We start from the raw sequence: 24,841 nt of genomic DNA on the forward strand, positions 1-24,841 counted from the left end.
AGTGAAGGCTAGAGACAATTTATCCCCAATTGTCTCCAGCCTTTTTTCTTTGGTATACTAAAACCAATAGGGAAATGGAGGCGAAAGTAATGAGGGCGTTTGAAAAGATTCCAGAGTTTCAGCAATGGCAAAAAGTTGAAGCTATTCACCGTGGTTGGTCAACTGATTTAAAGTTTAAAGTTACCAAAAATCAAGAAACCTTTTTATTGCGAATTTTTCAACAAGAAGAGTTATTAGCCAAACAACAAGAATATCAATTTATCAAAAAAGTAGCGGCGTTAGGATTTCCCAGTTCTAAACCTTTTTTATGTGCACCTATTCCTGAAAGTGAACAAGGATACATGTTATTAACGTATCTAGAAGGTGAAGACTTAAGCGATGTTTTACCCGCTCTTTCTCCCAAAAGACAACTGAACTTAGGCGTAGAGGCAGGCCGCTATTTAAACAAAATCCATAAGCTTTTGTTGCCTGAAAGGATTAGTCAAAGAGAGCTTGCGCAAAATTTATACGAAAAAAAGCAGAGCCAACTAAATAAGTATAAGGAATCTCAATTTTGTATGCCGTACCAGCAGCCAATAATTTCATATTTAGAAAAACAATTACCGTTATTGCAACAACGGCCTGTGGTTTATCAGCATGGAGATTTCCATGTGGGAAATTTTATTTACTTGCCAACTAGGCAGGTCGGTGTGATTGATTTTAATCGATGGGATTTTGGGGATCCTTATGAAGAATTTTACAAGTTACAATTTTTTTCAAGAAATGTTTCGCCATTGTTTGCTTATGGTCAATTACAAGGTTATTTTGCTGGGAAAGTTCCTACCTTATTTTGGCAGTTTCAAAAGCTTTATACTTTTCACGCAGGACTCTATTCTTTAGTTTGGGCACTGAGCTTTGGTGAAAAAGAAATCAGGACTATGGAACAGCAATACCAACAATTACTAGAGGACTATAATTGTGGAGAATTACTAGTTCCCAAATGGTTTTCAACTATCCAAAGAAAGGGATTGAGATTTTAGGTTTATTTCGATAGAATAAAAATAAAAACAGGAGTTTAAGGAATGAAACTAAACGGGATTATTATGATAGCGGTTTTTGGAAGCGTTTTATCTAGCTGTGGTTGGCAAAAATCGAAAGAGGAATCACAGAAAGTACAAACCGTACAAACAAACAATGTAAATACTGAAGAAACAAGAGCAATTTCAGCAACCGAAGTTAGTCAAACCACGGCGTTGGAATTAGAGCAAACAACGCAAACACAAGAATTAACTGAATTAGTTACAGAAGAAGGGACGATTTGGAATCAGCAAAAAGCAAAACAGTTAGGACAATACATGGAAATCTGGGGTCAAGAACGCAATCAGAACTATCAAGCGTACCAACCAGGTCACTCTGTAGCTTTTTACACGATTCAAGTGCCTGATGATTTATTGAGTTATGAACCTAAAATACAACCAGCTATTGGGAACAATCCCATTTGGTTAAATTGGTCAGAAACAGGCAGCGAAGGGGGTTATTGCCTAGTGGCAGTATACTCTGACAGTGCGACACAAGTTGCCCAGAAGCATGTCTATTTATTTACTTTAGTGAATGGTGAAGCCAAAGTTTATGTGAGTAAAGAACAGCCAGTAGAGGAGCAACCTTATTTGTTTTTAAAAGAAACAAGCAATACAGAACTGAAAGAACAATTCACAAACCTTGTGAATAATCTTTAATTTTTTATTTAATCAAAAGGAAAAGAAAATTTATCATTGACAAAGTATCCGCTTTCATTTTATTCTGTAGCTACCCCTTGGGAAAGGGCAAAAGGAAGTTTTGAAAGGGATGGAAAAAATGAAGGAAACAAGTTTAGTAATTATTAAGCCAGATGGCGTTGAACGGAAGTTAGTTGGCAAAATCATTCAACGTTTTGAAGATAAAGGTATTGACTTATTGCACCTTAAATTCGAACGACTAACAGTAGAAACAGTGAAGGAACACTATGAGCATTTAAAAGATGAACTATTTTTCCCTGAATTATTAGCCTATATGACAAGTGGCCCAGTGGTTGTGATGGTCGTTGTAGGGGACAATGTGGTTAAAAAAGTGCGTAAATTAGTTGGAGCAACGAATCCGTTAGATGCTGAAAGTGGCACCTTACGAGCGGATTATGGGTTGTCTGTCACCAAAAATTTAATTCATGCTTCTGATTCTGTCCAATCAGCAAAAATTGAGATGCAACGGTTCTTTGGTTAATCAGCGAAAAAGAAGCAATCCTTTATTTTTTATAAAGGATTGTTTCTTTTTTATTAATTGTCAGAATATTCCGCTTAAATGGTTGACATCTGGAGGTAGAAGAGTAGTATAGACTACATACTAAATACTAAATGACCGTGTGTGCTTCAGGAGGATAAAATGATAACAAGTGATGAATTGACAGAAAACCTTAGTCCGTTTGAATTAAGTCTATTTTTAGAGAAGAAATTACATGAAGAAAATCATAATTTAGAAACATTGTTAAATGCAGGGCGAGGCAATCCTAATTGGACGGCGCCAACACCAAGGGAAGCCTTTTTTTTATTAGGTCAATTTGCTACAAAAGAAACGTTAAGAGAGGGGAGCGAACAAACGGCTGGTATGATTCAGCCAAGTTTTGGTAGAACGCAACGCTTCTTAAACTTTTTAGCAGAAAATCCTAGCAAAGGGGCAACCTTCTTACAAGAAATTTGGACAGCAGAGCATAACTATTTTGGGATGGATAAGGAAATGTGGTTAGATGCCATGTTAGACTATGTGATTGGGGATAATTATCCGAATCCTGTTCGTTGCTTGAAGGCGTGTGAACAACCGATTAAAGCATATTTAAATCAAGAATTATTTTCCAGCGAAGCACAACCGTTTGATATTTTTGCCGTTGAAGGTGGTACAGCAGGGATTTGTTACTTGTTTGATACGTTGGCAAATAATTATTTACTAGAAAAAGGTGATCGTATTGCGTTGTTATTACCAACGTTTGCTCCTTATCTAGAAATTCCAGAACTACCACGTTATGATTTTGACGTGGTTAAAATCAAAGCAGAGCAAATGATCATTGATGGAAAAACGACGTATCAATACTCAAACAAGGAAATTGATAAACTAAAAGACCCGTCCATCAAAGCGGTTTTTGTCGTAAATCCCAGCAATCCAACTGCCAATGCTATGGGAAAACCTACCATTGAACAAATCAAACAAATCGTTGCAGTGGATAACCCTAAGTTAATGATTTTAACAGATGACGTTTACGGAACCTTTGTGCCAGCTTTTCGTTCACTATTTACGGAGTTACCTTACAATACAGCCTGTATCTATTCTTATTCTAAATACTTTGGCGCTACCGGTTGGCGTGTGGGGACCATTGCGGTCAGCCAAGAGAACATCTTTGACCAATTATTAAAAGAATTGCCAGTGGCTCGAAAAATGGAATTACAGGCACGTTATGCTACATTGAATGCAGACACAAGCCAAATTAACTTTATCAGCCGCTTAGTCGCAGACAGCCGCGATATTGCGTTGAACCATGCAGCGGGACTTTCTTCTATTCAGCAAGCAATGATGGCTTTATTTAGTTTGTATGCTTTGTTAAAAGACGGTCAAGCATATAAAGACGAAGTGATGGATATCTGTCATACGCGTGAAAAGCTCTTGTTCCGCACCTTAGGCATTGAAGAGCCTTTAGCAAGTTTAAATACAGCATACTATTGTGAAATTAACTTTAGAGATTGGACAGAAAAACGTTATGGCCCAGAATTTTCAAGTTATTTAACGAAATCGTGGACGATCACAAAAGTATTAACTTCGTTAGCAGAAAAAGAAAAATTAATGCTTTTAAAAGCGGATGCTTTCGGGAGTGACAAATGGTCAGTTCGAATTTCTTTAGCCAATTTAGCTACTAACCAATATAGTGAAGTTGGTAAACGAATGATTCGCCTATCTGAACACATTAAAGAAGAGTGGTTGCGCCAAAAGCGCCAAGCAATTAAATAAAAAAACGCTAAGTCTCTTAAGCTGCAGGAGACTTAGCGTTTTTGTTTATTATTTATTCATTTTTCCGTCAGTTTTGGTTTATAAATGTTTGCTACACTGGAGATAAGAGGAAATTAAGCGTTTATAAAAAGGAGAGAAGTGAATGAAACATATTAAAGGAATGTTGGTTTTTATCGGATTATTTATTTTGGTTGGTTGTGCGCCAGATCAAGAGCCAACGAAACAAACAACAAGTGGTCCGCAAGAGACAAAGCAAGTGAAGCAAGTTACCGTCACCAATCAAACGACTTCTGCGGTGGAAAAACAAGCGCCGACTAAAAATGACGAACTGATTGCTAATCAATTGACTTTTGATTCTCATGAATACACGTACGAAGTGGTTACAGGAGCCACACAAACGACATTTGGGACAACCCCACCAGCAAAATATACACCAGAAGAAAAAAAGAAAAAAATGTTTTGGTCCAATCAACCGCCTTTGGGATTAATGACGGGTAACTATTATAAAAATGAAGGTGTATTTACCGGCGGAAATTACGGCATTGTAGAGATTATTACGGAACCTGAAACGCAAAGGATTCTGAATGTTGAGTTTACAGAGTTTGCTAGTGATCCTTATTACGATACACGCTATTCGGGTGTCAACAAACGCCTGTCGGATTATCCTGAATTTCAAGCAAGCAACACGCGCACAGACGATACGTTAGTCACCGTTGTTAATGGTATTACTTATGTAGAAAAACAAATGCGTGACGAAAATCGTGTCACAGGTAATTTTTATACGGTACGTGGTTCATCAACTTCTGCGCGTGAAGGTTTAATGCCTTTAGCAGCAGAGATGGACACTTGGCTAAAAGAGCCATCGAAAGAAACGTATATCGGTTACGCAGAAGATTTAGGCAATGGCCTAATCGCTCGACTTCAAGTGATAACAGAAGAGCAGAAAATAAAACATGTCAGCTATGATGAATACTTTTCAGATGAACAGGAAAAAATCACAGAAACAGCTCTGCGGCCTTTTTATCGTCAATCGAAATATTATTCACCAGGATACAATAAACAAACCAACAATTCTTTTATTCATTTTGTAGATGCACTAACAAAGGCCATTACGACACAACAAACTTTATCCGTTAACGAAGAACAAGAGCTACAGCATCCGTCTTTTACTACTTATCAAAGATTGGCTGAAAAAATCAGCACGTTTCAAAATTCATTGAAGGAATAAAAAAACGGAAGTGGGGCATAAGTCGTTTCGACTTATGCCCCACTTTCGTAATCTTAAGATTATCAGCTAAATCAAAGTGAGTTCTTTTTAAAGAAATACTTTTATTTTAGCCTTTTATAGATCTAAATAATTTTCTAAGTAATCTGCTAAACCATCTTGATCATTTGTTTTTTCAGTGACATCGTTGGCTACGGATTTAATTTTATCCGTGGCATTGTTCATAGCAACACCCCAACCAGCATAACTTAGCATTTCTTCGTCATTATGTTCATCGCCAAAAGCAATGATATCAGCTGGTTTGACAGATAAAAAGTTCGCCACTTGATCAACGCCATGGGCTTTTTGAATTCCTTTTGCGACCATTTCTAAAATAGGCATTGGACCGCCCCAAGTGCGGACATCAATATAATCACCATATTGTTTTGTCAATGTATCAGCAACTTTTTCAGCTTGGTTTGGTGTGGTCCGAACCATCATTGAGGTAGGATTTGTTCGTAAATTTTTAGCAGTAAGTAAATTATCTAAGGTTGCTTTGGAAGCAAAAAATTTCGGATCGAACCCATCTAACGTATCGATATAAAATGTTTCTTTGTTTTCAGCAGCAACAAAATCTAATTGTAATTCTTTTTTCTGTGCCAAAATGTCAAAGACTAGGTCACGCTCAATATTGGCTTCGCTTTCCAAGTCCCATTTTTTCTCTGGAATGTGGACTAAAGCACCGTTAAAGTTAACCATAGGGGTCGTTAGGCCAAGTTGTTGGTAAAATTGATGACTCATTCTATAGGGACGTCCAGTGGCAATACTGACGTAATGACCGTTGTCAATCGCTTTTTTTAGTGTTTGTTCCGTTTTTGGACTGATTAAAGACTGTGCATTTAATGTTGTGCCGTCTAAATCAATAGCAATTAATTTTTTCAAGTAAAAATTCCTCCTAAATGCCTTTTACTCAGTCTAGCATAAAACCGAAGATTATCAAGGGGAGAAGCATGTTCATTTATAAGGTTTAAAAAAAAGCTTAAGAAGTATGCTACACTAAAATAAACCGTTTGAAAAAGGAGCGCAGAGCATCTTGAAAAATTCTAGAAATTATTTACGAGTGATCACCTTAATCTATTGTATCTATATGTGGTTATTTGCTACGCATTTTCATTTTATGGCGTTGAACGTGTTGTTAGCCTATATTCCAATTGAACTTAGTTATCTTTTAAACGCAGAAAAACGTAAAAGGGATTGGTTGATAGGTTTTGCTTGGTTAATTTTTTATCCTAATGCGCCGTACCTATTTACGGATTTTTTTCATTTAGAAACGCTATCTATTTATCGAGGCTTTAATACGATTTTTGCAAACCAAATTGGTGATTGGTGGGCGTTTGTTTGCTTAACTAGCGGGATTGTTATATATGGACTTTTAGGGATGAAAACAGTAACAACTGTTAGTCAGAAATTGCAAAGTTATTGTGACTATAGAACAATTGTAGTCTTTCAAGCCAGCCTTCATTTCTTGTCTGCTTTGGCGATTTATGTTGGACGTTTTGATCGATTACACAGTGTCTATCTTTTTATGAGTCCAATTGAAACAGTGAAAATTATCTTTTTTGACTGGTCCCTTCAAAAATTAATGTTTATTTTATTAATGATGTTTCTACAGATGCTGTTGTTTGGGCTAATCCAATTATTAGGAAAAGAAGAAGCAATGTAAAGCTTTTTCTTTTTTTATATCTACAAAACACGAACATTATATAGAAATATATATATAATAGTTAATATTTTGTTGTAAAAAGATAGCGATTCTCTTATAATCAAAGAGTAATTATTCGAAAACATGGATTTTAAGGGAGAGAAGTGCAATTATGAATACGTTTTTCAAATTAAAGGAAAACAAGACAACGGTATCAACTGAAATAATGGCGGGGGTTACGACCTTTTTTGCAATGAGTTATATTTTATTTGTTAATCCGTCCATTCTTTCAGAAACAGGGATGCCTTTTCAGGCTGTTTTTTTAGCGACCATTATTGCTTCAATCATCGGTACATTAATTATGGGGCTGTTTGCTAATGTACCTTACGCTCAAGCACCGGGGATGGGACTCAATGCTTTCTTCACGTTTACGGTCGTTTTTGGGATGGGGTATACATGGCAACAAGCATTAGCAATGGTTTTTATTTGTGGTTTGATTAACATTTTGATTACAGTGACAAAAATTCGCAAAATGATTATTAAAGCAATTCCAGAGAGTTTACAACATGCTATTGGTGGTGGGATTGGAATTTTTGTCGCTTATGTAGGGTTGAAAAATGCTGGCTTACTAAGTTTCACAGTACAAGCAGAACCTCAAAATGGTGTTGTGAATGGTTCGAGTATCGTGCCCGCTTTAGGAAATTTTGATAATCCAGCCATTATTTTGGCGGTAATTGGGTTAGTTTTAACAACGATTTTAGTTGTCACGAATGTTCGTGGGGCTATTTTAATTGGCATTGTGGTTACTACGTTAGTCGCAATTCCAATGGGGGTGGTAGACACTGCTTCGGTTGATTGGCATGCTAATTCGTTGGGCAATTCATTTAAAGAATTAGGTACAACTTTTGGCGCTGCTTTTGGTGCTGAGGGCTTACAGTCATTGTTTAGTGATTCTTCAAAAATTCCTCAAGTCTTAATGACCATTATTGCCTTCAGTTTATCAGATACGTTTGATACAATTGGAACATTTATCGGTACGGGACGTCGAACAGGGATTTTCTCTAAAGAAGATGAATTAGCTTTAGAAGATAGTAAGGGCTTCAGCACTAAAATGGACAAAGCTCTATTTGCAGATGCTATTGCAACATCTATCGGTGCGATTTTTGGTACATCGAATACGACAACTTATGTAGAAAGTGCAGCAGGAATCGGTGCGGGTGGTCGAACAGGTTTGACATCGGTAGTGGTAGCAATTCTATTTGCCCTAAGTAGTCTTTTTTCACCACTTATTGCTATTGTGCCAGCACAAGCTACGGCTCCAGCGTTAATTTTAGTGGGAATTATGATGTTAGCTTCTTTCAAAGACATCAATTGGACGGATTTAGAAGATGCGATTCCAGCATTTTTTGCTTCAATTTTCATGGGATTATGTTATAGCATCTCTTATGGGATTGCTGCTGGGTTCATCTTTTATGCAGTGGTGAAAGTAGTCAAAGGAAAAGCCAAAGAAGTTTCACCAATTATTTGGGTCATTGATGCGTTGTTTATCTTAAACTTTGTAATCTTAGCTATTTTATAGTAAATAGAAGTGAGGCTGAGATAACAGCGGTTAGCTTTGAAGGTGTTGCGTTTATTCAGCTATTTATCTTAAGCCCAAGTGTTAAGAAGTCTGGCAGATTGGTCGTTTTGACCGGTCTGTCAGACTTTTTTTTAAAAGAATTTTCTTTTGAGAGATTCACTCTTTTAGAGTATAGTGGTAGGTGAAGAGGTGATAAGGTGGATAAAAGTATGAAAATAAAATGGAAGCAGAATTTGTTAGTCGCATGGATTGGTTGCTTTTTTACAGGGGCGAGTATTAGCTTAGTTATGCCGTTTATTCCAGTATACGTTGAACAATTAGGGACGCCTAAGAGTCAAGTAGAGTTGTTTTCTGGATTGGCAATTTCTGTCACGGCGTTTGCTGCTGCGATTGTTGCACCGATTTGGGGAAATTTAGCTGATCGAAAAGGTCGGAAAATTATGATGATTCGCGCTGCAGCAGGAATGACGATCACAATGGGGGCGTTAGCATTTGTCCCTAATGTATACTGGCTGTTGATTATGCGTTTTATGAACGGAATTTTATCCGGCTATATTCCTAACGCAACAGCGATGATTGCGTCGCAGGCGCCAAAAGAGAAAAATGGCTGGGCTCTAGGGACATTATCAACAGGTGCAATTGCTGGGACGTTAATTGCGCCATCGATTGGCGGTGCGTTGGCACAGTGGTTTGGAATGGAAAATGTCTTTATTATTACCGGTGTTATTTTATTCATTACAACGTTGTTGACTATCTTTTTAGTTAAAGAAGATTTTCAACCAGTTGAGAAAAAGGATTTATTAACGACTAAAGAAATTTTTAGTAAGATGGATCATGTTTCAGTATTGATTGGTTTGTTTGTGACTACGTTAATTTTACAATTAGGAATTACAAGTATCAGCCCAATCTTAACGCTATATATTCGATCTTTAAGTGGCGATACAGAGAATGTATTATTTGTTAGTGGTTTGATTGTTTCGATTGCCGGCGTTTCAGCAATTATTTCTTCTCCAACTTTGGGAAAAATTGGGGACCGCATTGGGAACCAAAAAGTTTTATTAGGCGGATTAATTCTTTCTTTTATTTGTTACATTCCCATGGCGTTTGTGCAAACACCTTTTCAGTTAGGTGTTTTACGATTCCTTTTAGGTTTTTCAACAGGTGCTTTAATGCCATCAATTAATACGTTAATTAGTAAAATAACGCCAACAGAGGGCGTAAGTAGAGTTTATAGTTACAATCAGATGTGTAGTAATTTCGGTCAAGTTTTAGGACCGATGGTAGGGTCGACAGTTGCCCATGGTTTTGGCTATTCTTCTGTTTTTCTGGTAACCGCTTGTTTCGTTTTAGGAAACATTGGGTTGTCCTTCTTTAATTTCCGAAAAGTTTTAAATAAAAAGCTCTAAACAGTTGAAAAGATAAAAAAACCAGTTACAATAACTTTAGTAACTGGTTTTTTCTTATTTAACAGGTTTGGTTTCTTTCGGTACTGCAAAGTGTGCAATTAATAAAATAATAACGGCTGTTGCCAACGATAGAATCGTTGTCATTTTAAAGTCGTATGAACCACCAGATAATGCACCGCCGATATATCCAACGACTTGGCCTAATGCGAAGGTCCAGAAAAATACAACAAGATAACGCATATGAGCACCTCTTTTCTAGCTCTTAGTTTAGCATATTTTCTTTAAAAGTAAAGAATCCGCGATAGGAAAATAAGAGAAGAGGCAAAAAATAGCAAGGATTCAAAAAGGAGCTGTCCAATGTCATTTCCACAATTACATACCGTTACTTCCTATTCGCTTTTATCTAGTACGGTTAGGATTCGTTCCTATGTAAAACAAGCGAAAGCGTTAGGTTATCAAACATTAGCGATTACCGATATCAATGTCTTGCATGGGGCGGTTGAATTTTATGAAGCATGCCAAGAAGCGGGAATTCAACCAATTATCGGTTTAAGATTAGAATATACCCCAGCAGAAAAAGAAGGGCATTCCGAGTTGCTTTTATTTGCTAAAAATTTAAAAGGGTATCAGCAATTAATGCAACTATCTAGCAGTAAAATGACGACAGAGGGTCCCTTTTACTTAGCGGAACATCAATCCTTATTAAGTGATTTATTTGCCGTGACTTTGTCAGCCAAAGGAGAAGTCGCCCAAACATTTTTTGAAGATGAACAACAAGCGGTTCACGCTTTCCAACAACTTGCTTCATATTTTGATCCCCAGTCGTTATTTGTTGAACATTCTTTTTCAATGAATCAACAACGCAATCCAGCGCTCTTTTCTTTTTACCAAAGAGAACAATTACCTGGCGTGGCTTTGCAAGAGGTACGTCATTTAACAAGGGAAGAAGGCTTTGCCGTTACTGTTCTTGAGAGCATCAAAGAAAATAATCAATTGAATATTACAAGCCAAACACCGGAAATAGAAGGTCTGAATTACTTGCGTGAAGCAGAGACGACGATGGAACAAATGCTTCAAATAGCTGGTGCAGAAGTGGTCCAGAATACGATTCAGCTAGCTGAAAATTGCCGAGTTGACATTCCTTTACATCAAAAATTATTACCGCATTTTCCTGTGCCTGATAATCAAACGGCTGGTTCTTATTTACGCACATTGTGTTTAGAAAAATTACCAGAAAGAGTGCCTCATCTAAATGAAGTTTACCAAAAACGATTAGAAAAAGAGTTAACCATCATTCACAATATGGGTTTTGATGATTACTTTTTAATCGTTTGGGATGTGATGGACTTCTGTCATAACAATCAAATTGTTACAGGCGCTGGCCGAGGTTCAGCTGCAGGCTCTTTAGTGTCCTATGTGCTATCAATTACAGATGTAGATCCAATCAAATATGATTTGCTTTTTGAACGTTTTTTGAATCCAGAACGCTACACGATGCCCGATATTGATTTAGATATTCCTGATAATCGGCGGGAGGAAGTTTTAGCTTATGTCAGTCAAAAATATGGTCATTATCACATGGCGCAAATTGCCACGTTTGGTACGATGGCTGCGAAAATGGTTTTACGGGACGTTGCACGTGTTTTCGGGTTGTCCCAGAGTGAAGCGAATCGTTGGTCGGCAGCTGTCCCCAACAAGCTGAAAATTACGTTAGAAGAAGCATACCAAGAGTCAAAACGGATGCAAGAATTGGTCAATTTTTCACCAAATAATCAATTGCTCTATAAAACAGCTGTTCAGCTAGAAGGATTGCCTCGCCATGTTTCTACGCACGCAGCAGGTGTGGTAATTAGTGATGAAAATCTTTTGAATTTGGTTCCGTTACAACTAGGATCGAATGAAATTTTATTGACCCAATTTACTATGAATGATGTTGAAAAAATTGGTCTTCTGAAAATGGATTTCTTGGGCTTAAGAAATTTATCCATCATTGATGATACCCTCACAGCTGTTAAACGCGTCTATAATCAAACCATTCGTTTGAATCAGATTCCATTAGATGACGAAACGACGCTGGCTTTATTTAGAAAAGGGGAAACAAGTGGTGTTTTTCAGTTTGAATCTGCTGGAATTCGGAATGTATTAAGAAAATTAGGGCCAACTAGCATTGAAGATATTGCTGCTGTCAATGCCCTGTATCGTCCTGGTCCGATGCAAAATATTGATGTTTTCATCCGCCGGAAAAAAGGCTTGGAACAAATTAGTTATCCAGAGCCTAGTCTCGCCCCCATTTTGGAAAATACGTACGGAATTATTGTTTACCAAGAGCAGATTATGCAAGTTGCTGCGAAAATGGCTGGCTTCTCTTTAGGGCAAGCTGACATTTTACGTCGGGCCATTAGTAAAAAGAAAAAAGATGTGCTAGATGAAGAACGAAATCATTTTGTTAATGGTGCGCTACAACAAGGCTATCCCCAAGAGACAGCTAACCAAGTGTACGATTATATAGAGCGCTTTGCTAATTATGGCTTTAACCGCTCGCATGCATTTGCCTATTCCTTTATTGGTTTTCAAATGGCTTACTTGAAGGTTCATTATCCGAGTGCTTTTTATGTCTCATTGTTGCATTCTGTTCGTCATAATCCAACAAAAATTAAAGAATATATTGGCGAAGCTAGAAAAAACAAGAAGACGATTTTGCAGCCGTCAATTAACCAAAGTCACTACAGCTTTTACCTAAATCAGCAACAGCAAATTTTATTTGGTTTTAGTTCTTTAAAAGGAATCCGCCGAGACTTCATTCAAAATATTTTAAATGAACGCCGAGAAAACGGACCGTACAAAACGTTCGATGAGTTTCTTTTGCGAATTGACCGTAAGTGGTTGAAAGTTGAAAATATCGAACCATTGATTGCCATCGGTGCATTTGACGAAATTGCGCCTAATCGCCGTCAATTAGCAGTAGGTTTAGAGAGTAATATCCAAAGTATTCTTCTCAGCGGTGGTAGTATGGATTTGTTAGAAACATTGAAGCCAAAGGAAGAAGAAATTGCCGATTATCCGCTAGAAGAGCGACTAGAACAAGAAGAACAATATTTAGGTGTCTATTTATCAGGACATCCGACAGAAGAGTTCAAAAAAACACGCTTAGCCAAGCAAACGCAACTTGTTCATGAACTTGTTGAAAATCAGCCCACGAAATTATTGATTTATGTCAAAAACATTCGGACGATTCGGACCAAAAAGGGAGAACAAATGGCCTTTGTTGATGGGGATGATACAACAGGAAGTATTTCACTAACGTTGTTCCCAACTGTTTTTCGCCAGTTAAGACAGAGTGTCGAGAAAGGGCAAGTTTATTATGTGGAAGGAAAAGTGGAACGCAGTACGTACAATCAAGAATTGCAAATATTGGTTCAACGAATAGAAAAAGCGCAACAAGTAGAAACATCAATTAGTGACGAAACGTGTTTTATCAGAATTACAAAAGATGTCGAACAAACGGACGTTTTTCAGAAAATGAAAGAGGTACTCAGTCGTCATGCTGGACACATTCCAGTGATTGTCTATTTTGAAAAAACAGGAAAGAAAATAGTATTAAATGAAGAAAATTGGGTCGCTCATACAAGCGCTAGTCAGCAACAATTAGCTTACGTTTTAGGTGAGCAAAACGTCATTTTCAAATGATTTACGGTAAAAAATACTAGTTGTTTTCAACTTTTTTCATTTTTTTCTTCTTAACTCAAGACATTTTGGTTCTTTAATGGTAAAATGAATGACGTAATATTTTTGTATATCAATTTTTGCGAAAAGGTTTCTTTTGGCAGTTGAAAGTATATTATATGAGGTGAAATAGCGAATGAAACGCATTGGTATTTTAACCAGCGGGGGAGATGCCCCTGGAATGAACGCTGCAATTCGTGCAGTCGTACGCAAAAGTATTTTTGATGGAATCGAAGTTTACGGTATTAACTATGGATTTGCCGGTTTAGTCGCAGGCGACATCCGTCGTTTAGATGTTGCTGACGTTGGCGATAAGATTCAACGTGGTGGAACATTCTTGTACTCTGCTCGTTATCCTGAATTTGCTACTGAAGAAGGGCAATTAAAAGGAATCGAACAATTGAAAAAATTCGGTATTGAAGGCTTAGTTGTTATTGGTGGAGACGGTTCTTATCATGGCGCAATGGCTTTGACAAAACGTGGTTTCCCCGCTGTTGGAATTCCTGGAACGATTGATAATGATATTCCTGGAACAGATTTCACAATCGGTTTTGATACAGCGATTAACACTGTTTTGGAATCAATTGACCGAATTCGTGATACAGCGACTTCTCATGTTCGTACATTCGTTATCGAAGTAATGGGACGTAACGCTGGTGATATCGCATTGTGGTCAGGCGTGGCAGGCGGAGCAGATGAAATCATTATTCCTGAACATGATTTTGATATGAAAAACGTTGCCAAACGTATTCAAGAAGGCCGCGACCGCGGGAAAAAACATTGCTTAATCATTTTAGCAGAAGGCGTAATGGGCGGAAATGAATTTGCTGATAAACTTTCTGAATACGGTGATTTCCATACGCGTGTATCAATTTTAGGACACGTGGTTCGTGGGGGCTCGCCAAGTGCTCGTGACCGTGTATTAGCAAGTAAATTTGGGTCATATGCTGTTGAACTTCTAAAAGAAGGCAAAGGCGGTTTATGTATCGGTATGTTAGATAACCAAGTAGTTGCAGCTGATATTATTGACACGTTAGAAAACAATAAACACAAACCAGATTTATCTCTTTATGAGTTAAATCATGAAATTTCTTTTTAATCTTGTATATTAGCTAATCTTATTAGCTTTGTATAAACAAATTTGGAATAGGAGCGTTTTAGTAATGAAAAAAACGAAAATCGTATGTACGATTGGACCAGCTAGTGAATCCGTTGATATGCTAGTAAACTTAATTAATGCAGGTATGAATGTTTGCCGTTTGAACTTTTCACATGGTGACTACGAAGAGCATGGTGCTCGTATTAAAAACATTCGTGAAGCTGTAAAAATTACAGGGAAACGCGTAGCGATCTTACTAGATACAAAAGGTCCTGAAATCCGCACAAATGACATGGAAAATGGCGCAATCACAATGAAAATTGGTGACTCAGTACGTATTTCTATGACAGAAGTTTTAGGAACAAATGAAAAATTCTCAATCACTTATCCAGAATTAATCAATGATGTAAACGTAGGTTCACACATTCTTTTAGATGATGGTTTAATCGATTTAGAAGTAACTGATATCGACCGTGATGCAAACGAAATCGTAACAGTTGTTAAAAACGAAGGCGTCTTGAAAAACAAAAAAGGCGTTAACGTACCAGGCGTTTCTGTAAACTTACCAGGGATCACTGAAAAAGATGCTAACGATATCCGTTTCGGAATTGGTCAAGGAATTGACTTTATCGCAGCTAGCTTCGTTCGTCGTGCTTCTGACGTTTTAGAAATCACTAAAATTTTAGAAGAAGAAAACGCAACACACATCCAAATCATTCCTAAAATCGAAAACCAAGAAGGTATCGATAATATCGATGAAATCTTAAAAGTTTCTGATGGTTTAATGGTTGCTCGTGGTGACATGGGTGTTGAAATTCCAACAGAAGATGTTCCAGTTGTCCAAAAAGCTTTAATTAAAAAATGTAATGCTTTAGGTAAACCAGTTATCACTGCAACACAAATGTTAGATTCAATGCAACGTAACCCACGTCCAACACGTGCGGAAGCAAATGACGTAGCAAACGCAATCTACGATGGAACAGATGCAGTAATGTTATCAGGCGAAACTGCAGCAGGGGATTACCCATTAGAAGCTGTTCAAACAATGGCTCGTATTGCAGTTCGTACAGAAGAAACATTAGTTAACCAAGATTCATTCGCATTGAAATTATATAGCAAAACAGATATGACTGAAGCAATCGGACAATCTGTTGGCCATACAGCACGTAACTTGGGTATCCAAACAATCGTTGCGGCAACAGAATCAGGCCATACAGCACGTATGATCTCTAAATACCGTCCAAAAGCACATATCGTTGCAATTACGTTCTCAGAACAAAAAGCACGTAGCTTATCATTATCATGGGGTGTTTACGCAACAGTTGCTGACAAACCATCAAGCACAGATGAAATGTTTAATTTAGCTTCAAAAGTATCACAAGAAGAAGGTTATGCTTCAGAAGGTGATTTAATCATTATCACTGCTGGTGTTCCAGTTGGCGAAAAAGGCACAACAAACTTAATGAAAATTCAAATGATCGGTTCTAAATTAGTTCAAGGTCAAGGTGTCGGCGAAGAAGCAATTATTGCAAAAGCCGTTGTTGCAGGAACTGCTGAAGAAGCAGTTGCTAAAGCGACTGAAGGAGCTATTTTAGTTACAAAAACAACAGATAAAGAATACATGCCTGCAATTGAAAAAGCATCAGCATTAGTTGTTGAAGAAGGTGGTTTAACTTCTCATGCAGCTGTTGTAGCGATTGCGCAAAATATTCCAGTTATCGTAGGTGCTGCAGATGCAACATCATTAATTAATAATGACGAAGTGATTACTGTTGATCCTCGTCGTGGTATTGTTTACCGCGGAGCAACAACAGCTATCTAAGTCTAATTAATTCAATCATTTGATTTTAAGCAATATGTACTCGGACGCAAAGCTGGGACAAACCGATTCGTCAGTTTGTCTCAGCTTTTTTTACAAGGAAGACAGTAGTACGAAATGTTCAGAAAACACGTATTCAGTAAATAAAGAGTTGGGCGCAAATAGTAAAATTATGTCTTAGTTTTAAATTATTTATGTTATTTCACACAAAAATTTTGTTATTTAATTAAATAAGCGCTAAGTTATCTTCAACAGAAAAACAATTATAAAAAAACGAAAGAAAAACAGGAAATAAGAAAGGGCTGTCAAGAAAATTTCATTGACAAAGCTTTCATACCCCTGTATAATAGCTTTTGTTGCTTAGGAGTGATAATTATGAAGTGGTCTTTGTTAGAACTAAATAAATACAAAGAAGAGCCGCTAGTGTTTTCAGAAACATTGCATCTTAAAGAAGAGCTTCTTCAACGAGATGATACCTTGTTGGATGTAAGTCCAATCAAAGTAGAAGGCTTATTAGCAGTCAATAAATCAGAATATTTACTTCATTACACTATTCAGGTAACTGTAACCGTTCCTTCATCCCGTTCTTTAGAACCTGTGGCTTTGCCAATGCAAATCACGGTCGATGAAGTTTTTATGACAAAAGAACAAATGGATACAAGAGATGAACGATTTGCAGCTGAAGAGATTATTTTATTGGACAAGCCAACAATTGATTTAGATGAATCTGTCGAAGACAACATTCTATTGTCCATTCCAATTCAAGTGCTTACAGAAGAAGAACAAAACAGTCAAGAAATGCCAAGTGGCAATGACTGGGAAGTGATTTCAGAAGAAGCATATTTGGAAAGTAAGCAGAAAGCAGCAGAACAAACAGTGGATCCTCGTCTGGCTAAACTATCAGAATTACTCAGCGATAATGCTGAAGAGGAAGATAACAGCTAGGTTGGAATATATTGTGTATGTAAATACACGCATCTTTACAAGGAGGTGGAACAACAATGGCAGTACCAGCTAGAAGAACTTCTAAAGCGAAAAAAGCAAAACGTCGCACACACTACAAATTAACAATCAAAGGCTTAAATGCATGCTCAAACTGTGGTGAAATGAAAAAAAGCCATCACGTATGTCCAGCATGTGGTCACTACGATGGAAAAGACGTAATGTCTAAAGAAGCATAAGCATAAAAACATTTTTTGAAATGTTGAATCCCCTAGGCTAACCATGGAGCCTAGGGGATTTGTATTTTTTTAAGAAAATATGAAGAAATTGGAAATTTATTGGCACTATATTGTTTTCATATGAAAGATAGTGCGTTATAATAGTGAGGATTATAAGAGAATGCTCATAGAATTTTCGTTGATTATAATATAGGAGGTCATAAAATGACAAAACAACAATTTGGCGTAGTCGGCATGGCTGTCATGGGGAAAAATCTTGCTTTAAACATTGAAAGCAGAGGCTATACAGTTGCGCTGTATAACCGTACAGGATCAAAAACAACAGAAGTGGTTGAAGAACATCCTGACAAAAACTTTCAAGCAACATACTCAATTGAGGAATTTGTGAATGCAATTGAAAAACCTCGTCGAATTATGTTGATGGTTAAAGCTGGACCTGCAACAGATGCGACAATCCAAGAATTGTTACCACACCTTGATAAAGGCGACATCTTAATTGATGGCGGTAATACGTTCTTCAAAGACACAATGCGACGTAATGAAGAACTAGCAAACTCAGGAATTAACTTTATTGGTACTGGCGTTTCTGGCGGAGAAGAAGGAGCCTTGAAAGGACCATCTATCATGCCTGGCGGACAAAAAGAAGCGTATGAGTTAGTTGCGCCAATTCTTGAAAAAATTTCAGCTAAAGCAGAAGACGGTGAACCATGTGTGACTTACATTGGCCCAAATGGTGCTGGACATTATGTAAAAATGGTTCATAATGGGATTGAATATGGGGACATGCAATTAATTGCTGAATCCTACGATTTAATGAAACAAATCTTAGGTTTATCTGTTGATGAAATGGCAGAGATTTTCAAAGAATGGAACGAAGGCGAATTAGACAGTTACCTTATCGAGATCACGGCTGACATTTTGACACGTAAAGATGATGAAGGAACCGACCAACCAATCGTTGATGTTATTCTTGATGCAGCAGGCAACAAAGGAACAGGTAAATGGACAAGCCAAAGTGCGTTAGATCTTGGTGTACCATTACCATTAATTACAGAATCAGTATTTGCACGTTTTATTTCGGCTTACAAAGAAGAACGCGTAAAAGCAAGTGGCATTTTATCAAAACCTGCAGCCTTTAACTTTGCAGGCGATAAAAAAGAATTGATTGAAAAAATTCGCGAAGCATTATACTTTAGTAAATTAATGAGTTATGCGCAAGGTTTTGCACAACTCCGTGCAGCTTCTGAAGAATACGGATGGGATTTACCATTTGGTGAAATTGCAAAAATCTGGCGAGCAGGTTGTATTATCCGTGCACAATTCTTACAAAAAATTACCGATGCATATGAAAAAAATCCAGCACTTGAAAACTTGTTGTTAGATGAATACTTTGTAGAAATTACGAAAAAATATCAACAAGCCGTTCGTGAAGTTGTTGCGATTGCTGTTCAAGCAGGTGTTCCTGTACCAACATTCTCATCTGCAATTGCTTATTACGATTCTTATCGTTCAGATCGCTTACCAGCGAATTTAATTCAAGCACAACGTGATTACTTCGGTGCTCATACGTACGAACGCACAGACAAAGAAGGAATCTACCATTACAGCTGGTACAACGAAGAATAAACACGCTGGAGACCATGAGTGTGGCTCACCATGCTCATGGTTTTACTGTGGCTTAAAAAAGAACCAGATAGATTGAGTAGTAATTCTCTAATAAGTAGTAAGGAATAAAAAGGTTGAGCTTGAGTATAGCTTTTAAAGAGAAAGGACAATTAATCAAATGAGCAACATTTTAATTATTGAAGATGAAAAGAACTTAGCGAGATTCGTTGAGCTTGAATTAAAACATGAGGGGTATACGACAGAAGTACACTACAATGGTCGTACAGGATTGGAAGCCGCTCTTAACAACGAATGGGATGCTATCCTTCTTGATTTGATGTTACCAGAATTAAATGGATTAGAAGTATGTCGCCGTGTTCGCCAAGTGAAAAATACACCAATTATTATGATGACTGCGCGTGATTCAGTAATTGACCGTGTTTCTGGCTTAGACCATGGAGCGGATGATTATATTGTTAAACCATTTGCAATTGAAGAATTGTTAGCTCGTTTACGTGCGTTACTTCGTCGTATTGATATTGAGGGCGATAAAAACGTTGCAAAACAAACAACGATTACATATCGTGACTTAACAATTGAAAAAGAAAATCGTGTCGTTCGTCGTAATTCTGAAATGATTGAATTAACAAAACGCGAATACGAATTACTATTAACGCTAATGGAAAACGTGAATGTTGTCTTGGCACGTGATGTTTTACTAAATAAAGTTTGGGGCTATGAAACAGAAGTAGAAACAAACGTTGTGGATGTGTATATCCGCTACTTACGAAATAAAATTGACGTACCTGGAGAAGAAAGCTACATCCAAACTGTCCGTGGAACTGGCTACGTTATGCGTTCGTGAGAACTAATTAATGAAAAGAACGATTAAAAAAGAACTGGAAGGCCCATCTTTAACTATAAAGTGGGCTTTCGCAAGTTCTTTCTTTATATTTGTAGTTTTTACCATTTTTGCGGTGATTACCTATAAGTCTTCTGTCAGTCTTATTGTTGCCAAAGAAAAGGAAAATGTCGAAGCAACGATTGCAGAAGTAACAAATCGATTAGCTAATGCCAATGAAAATTTAACGGTAACAGACGTTTTTGACTATTTAAAAACGCCGAGTGAAAGAGATGAAAACTACTATAATAAGCATACAGCAGTAGAAGGTTCGTTTATGGAAATGGACAGTTTCATATCTGAACTAGGACAACCAGAACTTTATTTATCTGTGTATGACACAAACCAAAAGCTAGTTTTTAAAACACAAAATGAATATGATAAGTTATTACAATTGGATCGACAATTACCTGTTGTTCGAACTGTTTTTGATAAAACCGGTTTTTATTCCGTGGAACCTATTTTTTCAAAAGAAACACGAGAAAAGATTGGCTATATTCAAGCATTTTATGAACTTTCTTCTTTTTATGAAATTCGTAATCATTTATTATTAACACTTGTAGTTTTAGAAGTGATTTCTCTGATTGTAAGTAGTGTCTTAGGCTTTATCCTCTCTTCTTATTTCTTAAAACCATTAAAAGTATTGAGAGACACGATGGATACAATCCGCAAAGACCCGCAATCAGATGTCCACATGCCGGAGATTAATACGAGAGATGAGTTAGCAGATATCTCGGAAATCTTTAATGAAATGTTAGATCGTATGAGACGCTATATCGAACAACAAGAGCAGTTTGTTGAAGATGTTTCCCATGAATTAAGAACGCCCGTTGCGATTATGGAAGGCCATTTAAACCTTTTAAATCGTTGGGGGAAAGACGATCCTGAAATTTTAGATGAATCATTAAAGGCCAGTTTACAAGAAATTAGTCGTATGAAGAGTTTGGTCCAAGAAATGCTTGACCTTTCACGCGCTGAACAAGTGGACACCCAATATGCAAATGAACGAACAGATGCTAAACAAGTAGTCTACCAAGTATTTAATAACTTCCAATTGGTTTATCCTGAGTTTCATATCACGTTAGATGACGATTTACCAACCGAAGTTGAACTGAAAATCTATCGTAATCACTTTGAACAATTGCTAATTATTCTATTAGATAATGCGATTAAATATTCAACAGATCGAAAAGAAGTGCATATTTCCATTTCTCGAACGATGAATGAATTTGAAATAGCTGTGCAAGATTTTGGTGAAGGAATCACTGAAGAAGACTTGGAGAAAATATTTGATCGATTCTATCGAGTAGATAAAGCCCGTGCAAGAAATAAAGGTGGTAATGGCTTAGGTCTATCGATTGCAAAACAATTAGTCGAAAACTATAAAGGACGTATTGATGCAGAAAGCGTATTGCATCAAGGAACGATCTTTAGAATTTTTATTCCAATCGCTGGAATAAAAGAAGAGAGCAACGTACAATAAAGTACGTTGCTTTTTTTACGAATGATTAACGAACATTTAAGTAAGAGAAAAGGGATTATAAGATAAAGAAACGAATGTTTTCTTTGCAGAAAATATTCATCGTTCGAAATTGAAAAAAATGTTATTTTTCTGCAAAATAATAGTTGCGTTTTAGAAAAATCCTTGGTATATTAATATCTGTTCTGACAAACAGTTCGTTAAGAAAAAAGTTTTAAAAAGTTAAAAATTTTTCTTGACGAAAAGATAAATAACATGTTAGAATAACAAAGTCGTTAAAGAGATTGCTTTTAAATCAATCGTTTGATCAAAAAAACTTGTTATAAAATAACAAAAAAGTTTTAAAAAGTTGTTGACAAACAACTGAGATAATGATAAGATATAGAAGTTGTCACAACAGACGGCAACGACCGAGCAAAACAACTTAAAAAACTTTTTAAAAAAAGTTCTTGACATTCAAACGAAAGTTTGTTATGATATAAAAGTTGCTGCGAGGTAACGTAGACCTTTGAAAACTGAACAAAGAATAGACGAACCAAATGTGTAGGGCGTCTTGATTCAATTCAAGACAACAAACATTTTTAACAAGCAAGCAATATGCTAGCAAACAAATTGAGCTTAACAATCGCAAGATTGTTCTAACTTTTATTATGAGAGTTTGATCCTGGCTCAGGACGAACGCTGGCGGCGTGCCTAATACATGCAAGTCGAACGCTTCTTTCCTCCCGAGTGCTTGCACTCAATTGGAAAGAGGAGTGGCGGACGGGTGAGTAACACGTGGGTAACCTACCCATCAGAGGGGGATAACACTTGGAAACAGGTGCTAATACCGCATAACAGTTTATGCCGCATGGCATAAGAGTGAAAGGCGCTTTCGGGTGTCGCTGATGGATGGACCCGCGGTGCATTAGCTAGTTGGTGAGGTAACGGCTCACCAAGGCCACGATGCATAGCCGACCTGAGAGGGTGATCGGCCACACTGGGACTGAGACACGGCCCAGACTCCTACGGGAGGCAGCAGTAGGGAATCTTCGGCAATGGACGAAAGTCTGACCGAGCAACGCCGCGTGAGTGAAGAAGGTTTTCGGATCGTAAAACTCTGTTGTTAGAGAAGAACAAGGACGTTAGTAACTGAACGTCCCCTGACGGTATCTAACCAGAAAGCCACGGCTAACTACGTGCCAGCAGCCGCGGTAATACGTAGGTGGCAAGCGTTGTCCGGATTTATTGGGCGTAAAGCGAGCGCAGGCGGTTTCTTAAGTCTGATGTGAAAGCCCCCGGCTCAACCGGGGAGGGTCATTGGAAACTGGGAGACTTGAGTGCAGAAGAGGAGAGTGGAATTCCATGTGTAGCGGTGAAATGCGTAGATATATGGAGGAACACCAGTGGCGAAGGCGGCTCTCTGGTCTGTAACTGACGCTGAGGCTCGAAAGCGTGGGGAGCAAACAGGATTAGATACCCTGGTAGTCCACGCCGTAAACGATGAGTGCTAAGTGTTGGAGGGTTTCCGCCCTTCAGTGCTGCAGCAAACGCATTAAGCACTCCGCCTGGGGAGTACGACCGCAAGGTTGAAACTCAAAGGAATTGACGGGGGCCCGCACAAGCGGTGGAGCATGTGGTTTAATTCGAAGCAACGCGAAGAACCTTACCAGGTCTTGACATCCTTTGACCACTCTAGAGATAGAGCTTTCCCTTCGGGGACAAAGTGACAGGTGGTGCATGGTTGTCGTCAGCTCGTGTCGTGAGATGTTGGGTTAAGTCCCGCAACGAGCGCAACCCTTATTGTTAGTTGCCATCATTTAGTTGGGCACTCTAGCGAGACTGCCGGTGACAAACCGGAGGAAGGTGGGGATGACGTCAAATCATCATGCCCCTTATGACCTGGGCTACACACGTGCTACAATGGGAAGTACAACGAGTCGCTAGACCGCGAGGTCATGCAAATCTCTTAAAGCTTCTCTCAGTTCGGATTGCAGGCTGCAACTCGCCTGCATGAAGCCGGAATCGCTAGTAATCGCGGATCAGCACGCCGCGGTGAATACGTTCCCGGGCCTTGTACACACCGCCCGTCACACCACGAGAGTTTGTAACACCCGAAGTCGGTGAGGTAACCTTTTTGGAGCCAGCCGCCTAAGGTGGGATAGATGATTGGGGTGAAGTCGTAACAAGGTAGCCGTATCGGAAGGTGCGGCTGGATCACCTCCTTTCTAAGGAATATTACGGAAATACACATTTCGTCTTTACTTTGTTCAGTTTTGAGAGGTCTACTCTCAATCAAATAAGTTCGGGGCCTTAGCTCAGCTGGGAGAGCGCCTGCTTTGCACGCAGGAGGTCAGCGGTTCGATCCCGCTAGGCTCCATTGATAGCTTTTGCTATCAGATTCGTTCATTGAAAACTGGATATTGAAGTAAAAAGAATCAAAACAAACCGAGAACACCGCGTTGAATGAGTTTTTTAATAAGTTCAATTGCTTATTTATTGATTAACCTTCTATCGCTAGAAGAAGTGATCAAGACCCAACCGTAAGGTTGATAAGGTTAAGTGAATAAGGGCGCACGGTGGATGCCTTGGCACTAGGAGCCGATGAAGGACGGGACTAACACCGATATGCTTTGGGGAGCTGTAAGTAAGCTATGATCCAGAGATTTCCGAATGGGGGAACCCAATATCTTTTATAGGATATTACTTTTCAGTGAATACATAGCTGATTAGAGGTAGACGCAGAGAACTGAAACATCTTAGTACCTGCAGGAAGAGAAAGAAAATTCGATTCCCTGAGTAGCGGCGAGCGAAACGGGAAGAGCCCAAACCAACAAGCTTGCTTGTTGGGGTTGTAGGACTCCAATATGGTAGTCTGTTAGTATAGTTGAAGGATTTGGAAAATTCCGCTAAAGAGGGTGAAAGCCCCGTAGACGAAATGCTAGCAACACCTAGGAGGATCCTGAGTACGGCGGAACACGAGAAATTCCGTCGGAATCCGCGGGGACCATCCCGCAAGGCTAAATACTCCCTAGTGACCGATAGTGAACCAGTACCGTGAGGGAAAGGTGAAAAGCACCCCGGAAGGGGAGTGAAATAGATCCTGAAACCGTGTGCCTACAACAAGTCAAAGCTCGTTAATGAGTGATGGCGTGCCT

At 38.3% G+C, this 24,841-nt stretch carries 18 protein-coding genes, 1 tRNA gene and 2 rRNA genes (1 of these 21 only partly in view); 19 read left to right on the plus strand and 2 right to left on the minus strand.

The features are described 5' to 3' along the window. The first annotated feature begins 74 nt into the window (after nt 1-74). From IGL42_RS03845 to IGL42_RS03865, 5 genes are all read left to right on the plus strand, one after another. Entirely contained in the window at nt 75-1,019 is a 945-nt protein-coding gene (locus IGL42_RS03845; protein ID WP_002397908.1) for an aminoglycoside phosphotransferase family protein, read from the plus strand. Between the two features lie 42 nt (nt 1,020-1,061). Next, nucleotides 1,062-1,715: a DUF4767 domain-containing protein gene (locus IGL42_RS03850; RefSeq protein WP_002397907.1), complete on the plus strand. Its 654-nt coding sequence runs from the start codon at nt 1,062-1,064 to the stop codon at nt 1,713-1,715. Nucleotides 1,716-1,824: 109 nt separating this feature from the next. After that, the gene (gene ndk, locus IGL42_RS03855) at nt 1,825-2,235 is read left to right on the plus strand and encodes a nucleoside-diphosphate kinase (RefSeq protein WP_002381321.1); all 411 of its coding nucleotides are present in this window, start codon (nt 1,825-1,827) and stop codon (nt 2,233-2,235) included. 159 nt (nt 2,236-2,394) lie between these two features. After that, a complete protein-coding gene (gene aspD / locus IGL42_RS03860; RefSeq protein ID WP_002355939.1) occupies nt 2,395-4,005 on the plus strand; it encodes an aspartate 4-decarboxylase in 1,611 nt (536 codons plus the stop codon). A 142-nt stretch (nt 4,006-4,147) separates the two neighbouring features. Continuing rightward, nucleotides 4,148-5,233 carry a lipoprotein gene (locus IGL42_RS03865; RefSeq protein WP_002386205.1) on the plus strand — a complete coding sequence of 362 codons (1,086 nt, stop codon included), beginning with the start codon at nt 4,148-4,150 and terminating at the stop codon, nt 5,231-5,233. Between the two features lie 114 nt (nt 5,234-5,347). On the opposite strand, the gene IGL42_RS03870 is transcribed toward IGL42_RS03865, so the two are convergent. Further along, entirely contained in the window at nt 5,348-6,151 is an 804-nt protein-coding gene (locus IGL42_RS03870) for a Cof-type HAD-IIB family hydrolase (protein ID WP_002355941.1), read from the minus strand. A gap of 205 nt (nt 6,152-6,356) precedes the next feature. On the opposite strand from IGL42_RS03870, the gene IGL42_RS03875 reads away from it, so the two are divergent. The 3 genes from IGL42_RS03875 (at nt 6,357) to IGL42_RS03885 (ending at nt 9,896) form a co-directional block, all read left to right on the plus strand. After that, nucleotides 6,357-6,932 carry a DUF1361 domain-containing protein gene (locus IGL42_RS03875; protein ID WP_002386206.1) on the plus strand — a complete coding sequence of 192 codons (576 nt, stop codon included), beginning with the start codon at nt 6,357-6,359 and terminating at the stop codon, nt 6,930-6,932. A 151-nt stretch (nt 6,933-7,083) separates the two neighbouring features. After that, nucleotides 7,084-8,490 carry an NCS2 family permease gene (locus tag IGL42_RS03880; RefSeq protein ID WP_002355943.1) on the plus strand — a complete coding sequence of 469 codons (1,407 nt, stop codon included), beginning with the start codon at nt 7,084-7,086 and terminating at the stop codon, nt 8,488-8,490. A gap of 209 nt (nt 8,491-8,699) precedes the next feature. Continuing rightward, nucleotides 8,700-9,896 (plus strand): multidrug efflux MFS transporter, encoded by a 1,197-nt coding sequence (locus tag IGL42_RS03885; RefSeq protein WP_002381323.1) that lies wholly within the window; start codon nt 8,700-8,702, stop codon nt 9,894-9,896. A 54-nt stretch (nt 9,897-9,950) separates the two neighbouring features. On the opposite strand, the gene IGL42_RS03890 is transcribed toward IGL42_RS03885, so the two are convergent. Next, a complete protein-coding gene (locus IGL42_RS03890; protein WP_002355945.1) occupies nt 9,951-10,136 on the minus strand; it encodes a YjzD family protein in 186 nt (61 codons plus the stop codon). A gap of 117 nt (nt 10,137-10,253) precedes the next feature. Here IGL42_RS03890 and dnaE point away from each other — a divergent pair, with 117 nt between their 5' ends. From dnaE to IGL42_RS03945, 11 genes are all read left to right on the plus strand, one after another. Beyond that, nucleotides 10,254-13,583, plus strand: a complete 3,330-nt coding sequence (dnaE, locus tag IGL42_RS03895) for a DNA polymerase III subunit alpha (protein ID WP_010710693.1) — start codon at nt 10,254-10,256, stop codon at nt 13,581-13,583. Between the two features lie 172 nt (nt 13,584-13,755). Continuing rightward, complete coding sequence (gene pfkA / locus IGL42_RS03900; protein WP_002355947.1) at nt 13,756-14,718, plus strand: 6-phosphofructokinase; 963 nt, start codon at nt 13,756-13,758, stop codon at nt 14,716-14,718. Nucleotides 14,719-14,782: 64 nt separating this feature from the next. Next, nucleotides 14,783-16,540, plus strand: a complete 1,758-nt coding sequence (gene pyk / locus IGL42_RS03905; protein WP_002355949.1) for a pyruvate kinase — start codon at nt 14,783-14,785, stop codon at nt 16,538-16,540. Between the two features lie 372 nt (nt 16,541-16,912). Beyond that, nucleotides 16,913-17,482: a YceD family protein gene (locus tag IGL42_RS03910; protein WP_002363429.1), complete on the plus strand. Its 570-nt coding sequence runs from the start codon at nt 16,913-16,915 to the stop codon at nt 17,480-17,482. 56 nt (nt 17,483-17,538) lie between these two features. Next, nucleotides 17,539-17,718, plus strand: coding sequence for a 50S ribosomal protein L32 (gene rpmF / locus IGL42_RS03915; protein ID WP_002355952.1), 180 nt, complete (start codon nt 17,539-17,541; stop codon nt 17,716-17,718). Between the two features lie 204 nt (nt 17,719-17,922). After that, complete coding sequence (gene gndA, locus IGL42_RS03920; RefSeq protein ID WP_002355953.1) at nt 17,923-19,344, plus strand: NADP-dependent phosphogluconate dehydrogenase; 1,422 nt, start codon at nt 17,923-17,925, stop codon at nt 19,342-19,344. A 157-nt stretch (nt 19,345-19,501) separates the two neighbouring features. Beyond that, nucleotides 19,502-20,188: a response regulator transcription factor gene (locus IGL42_RS03925; RefSeq protein ID WP_002355954.1), complete on the plus strand. Its 687-nt coding sequence runs from the start codon at nt 19,502-19,504 to the stop codon at nt 20,186-20,188. Nucleotides 20,189-20,198: 10 nt separating this feature from the next. After that, nucleotides 20,199-21,707 carry a HAMP domain-containing sensor histidine kinase gene (locus tag IGL42_RS03930; protein ID WP_002363430.1) on the plus strand — a complete coding sequence of 503 codons (1,509 nt, stop codon included), beginning with the start codon at nt 20,199-20,201 and terminating at the stop codon, nt 21,705-21,707. Between the two features lie 643 nt (nt 21,708-22,350). Further along, nucleotides 22,351-23,911 (plus strand): 16S ribosomal RNA (locus tag IGL42_RS03935). 79 nt (nt 23,912-23,990) lie between these two features. Continuing rightward, nucleotides 23,991-24,063, plus strand: a tRNA-Ala gene (locus IGL42_RS03940). A 176-nt stretch (nt 24,064-24,239) separates the two neighbouring features. Then, nucleotides 24,240-24,841: ribosomal RNA gene (locus tag IGL42_RS03945) — 23S ribosomal RNA — on the plus strand (it continues 2,311 nt past the right edge of the window). Together the 16S and 23S rRNA genes with 1 tRNA gene alongside form the textbook arrangement of a ribosomal RNA operon.

This window comes from Enterococcus sp. DIV0712 (assembly GCF_050554855.1).
Lineage (GTDB): Bacteria > Bacillota > Bacilli > Lactobacillales > Enterococcaceae > Enterococcus > Enterococcus faecalis.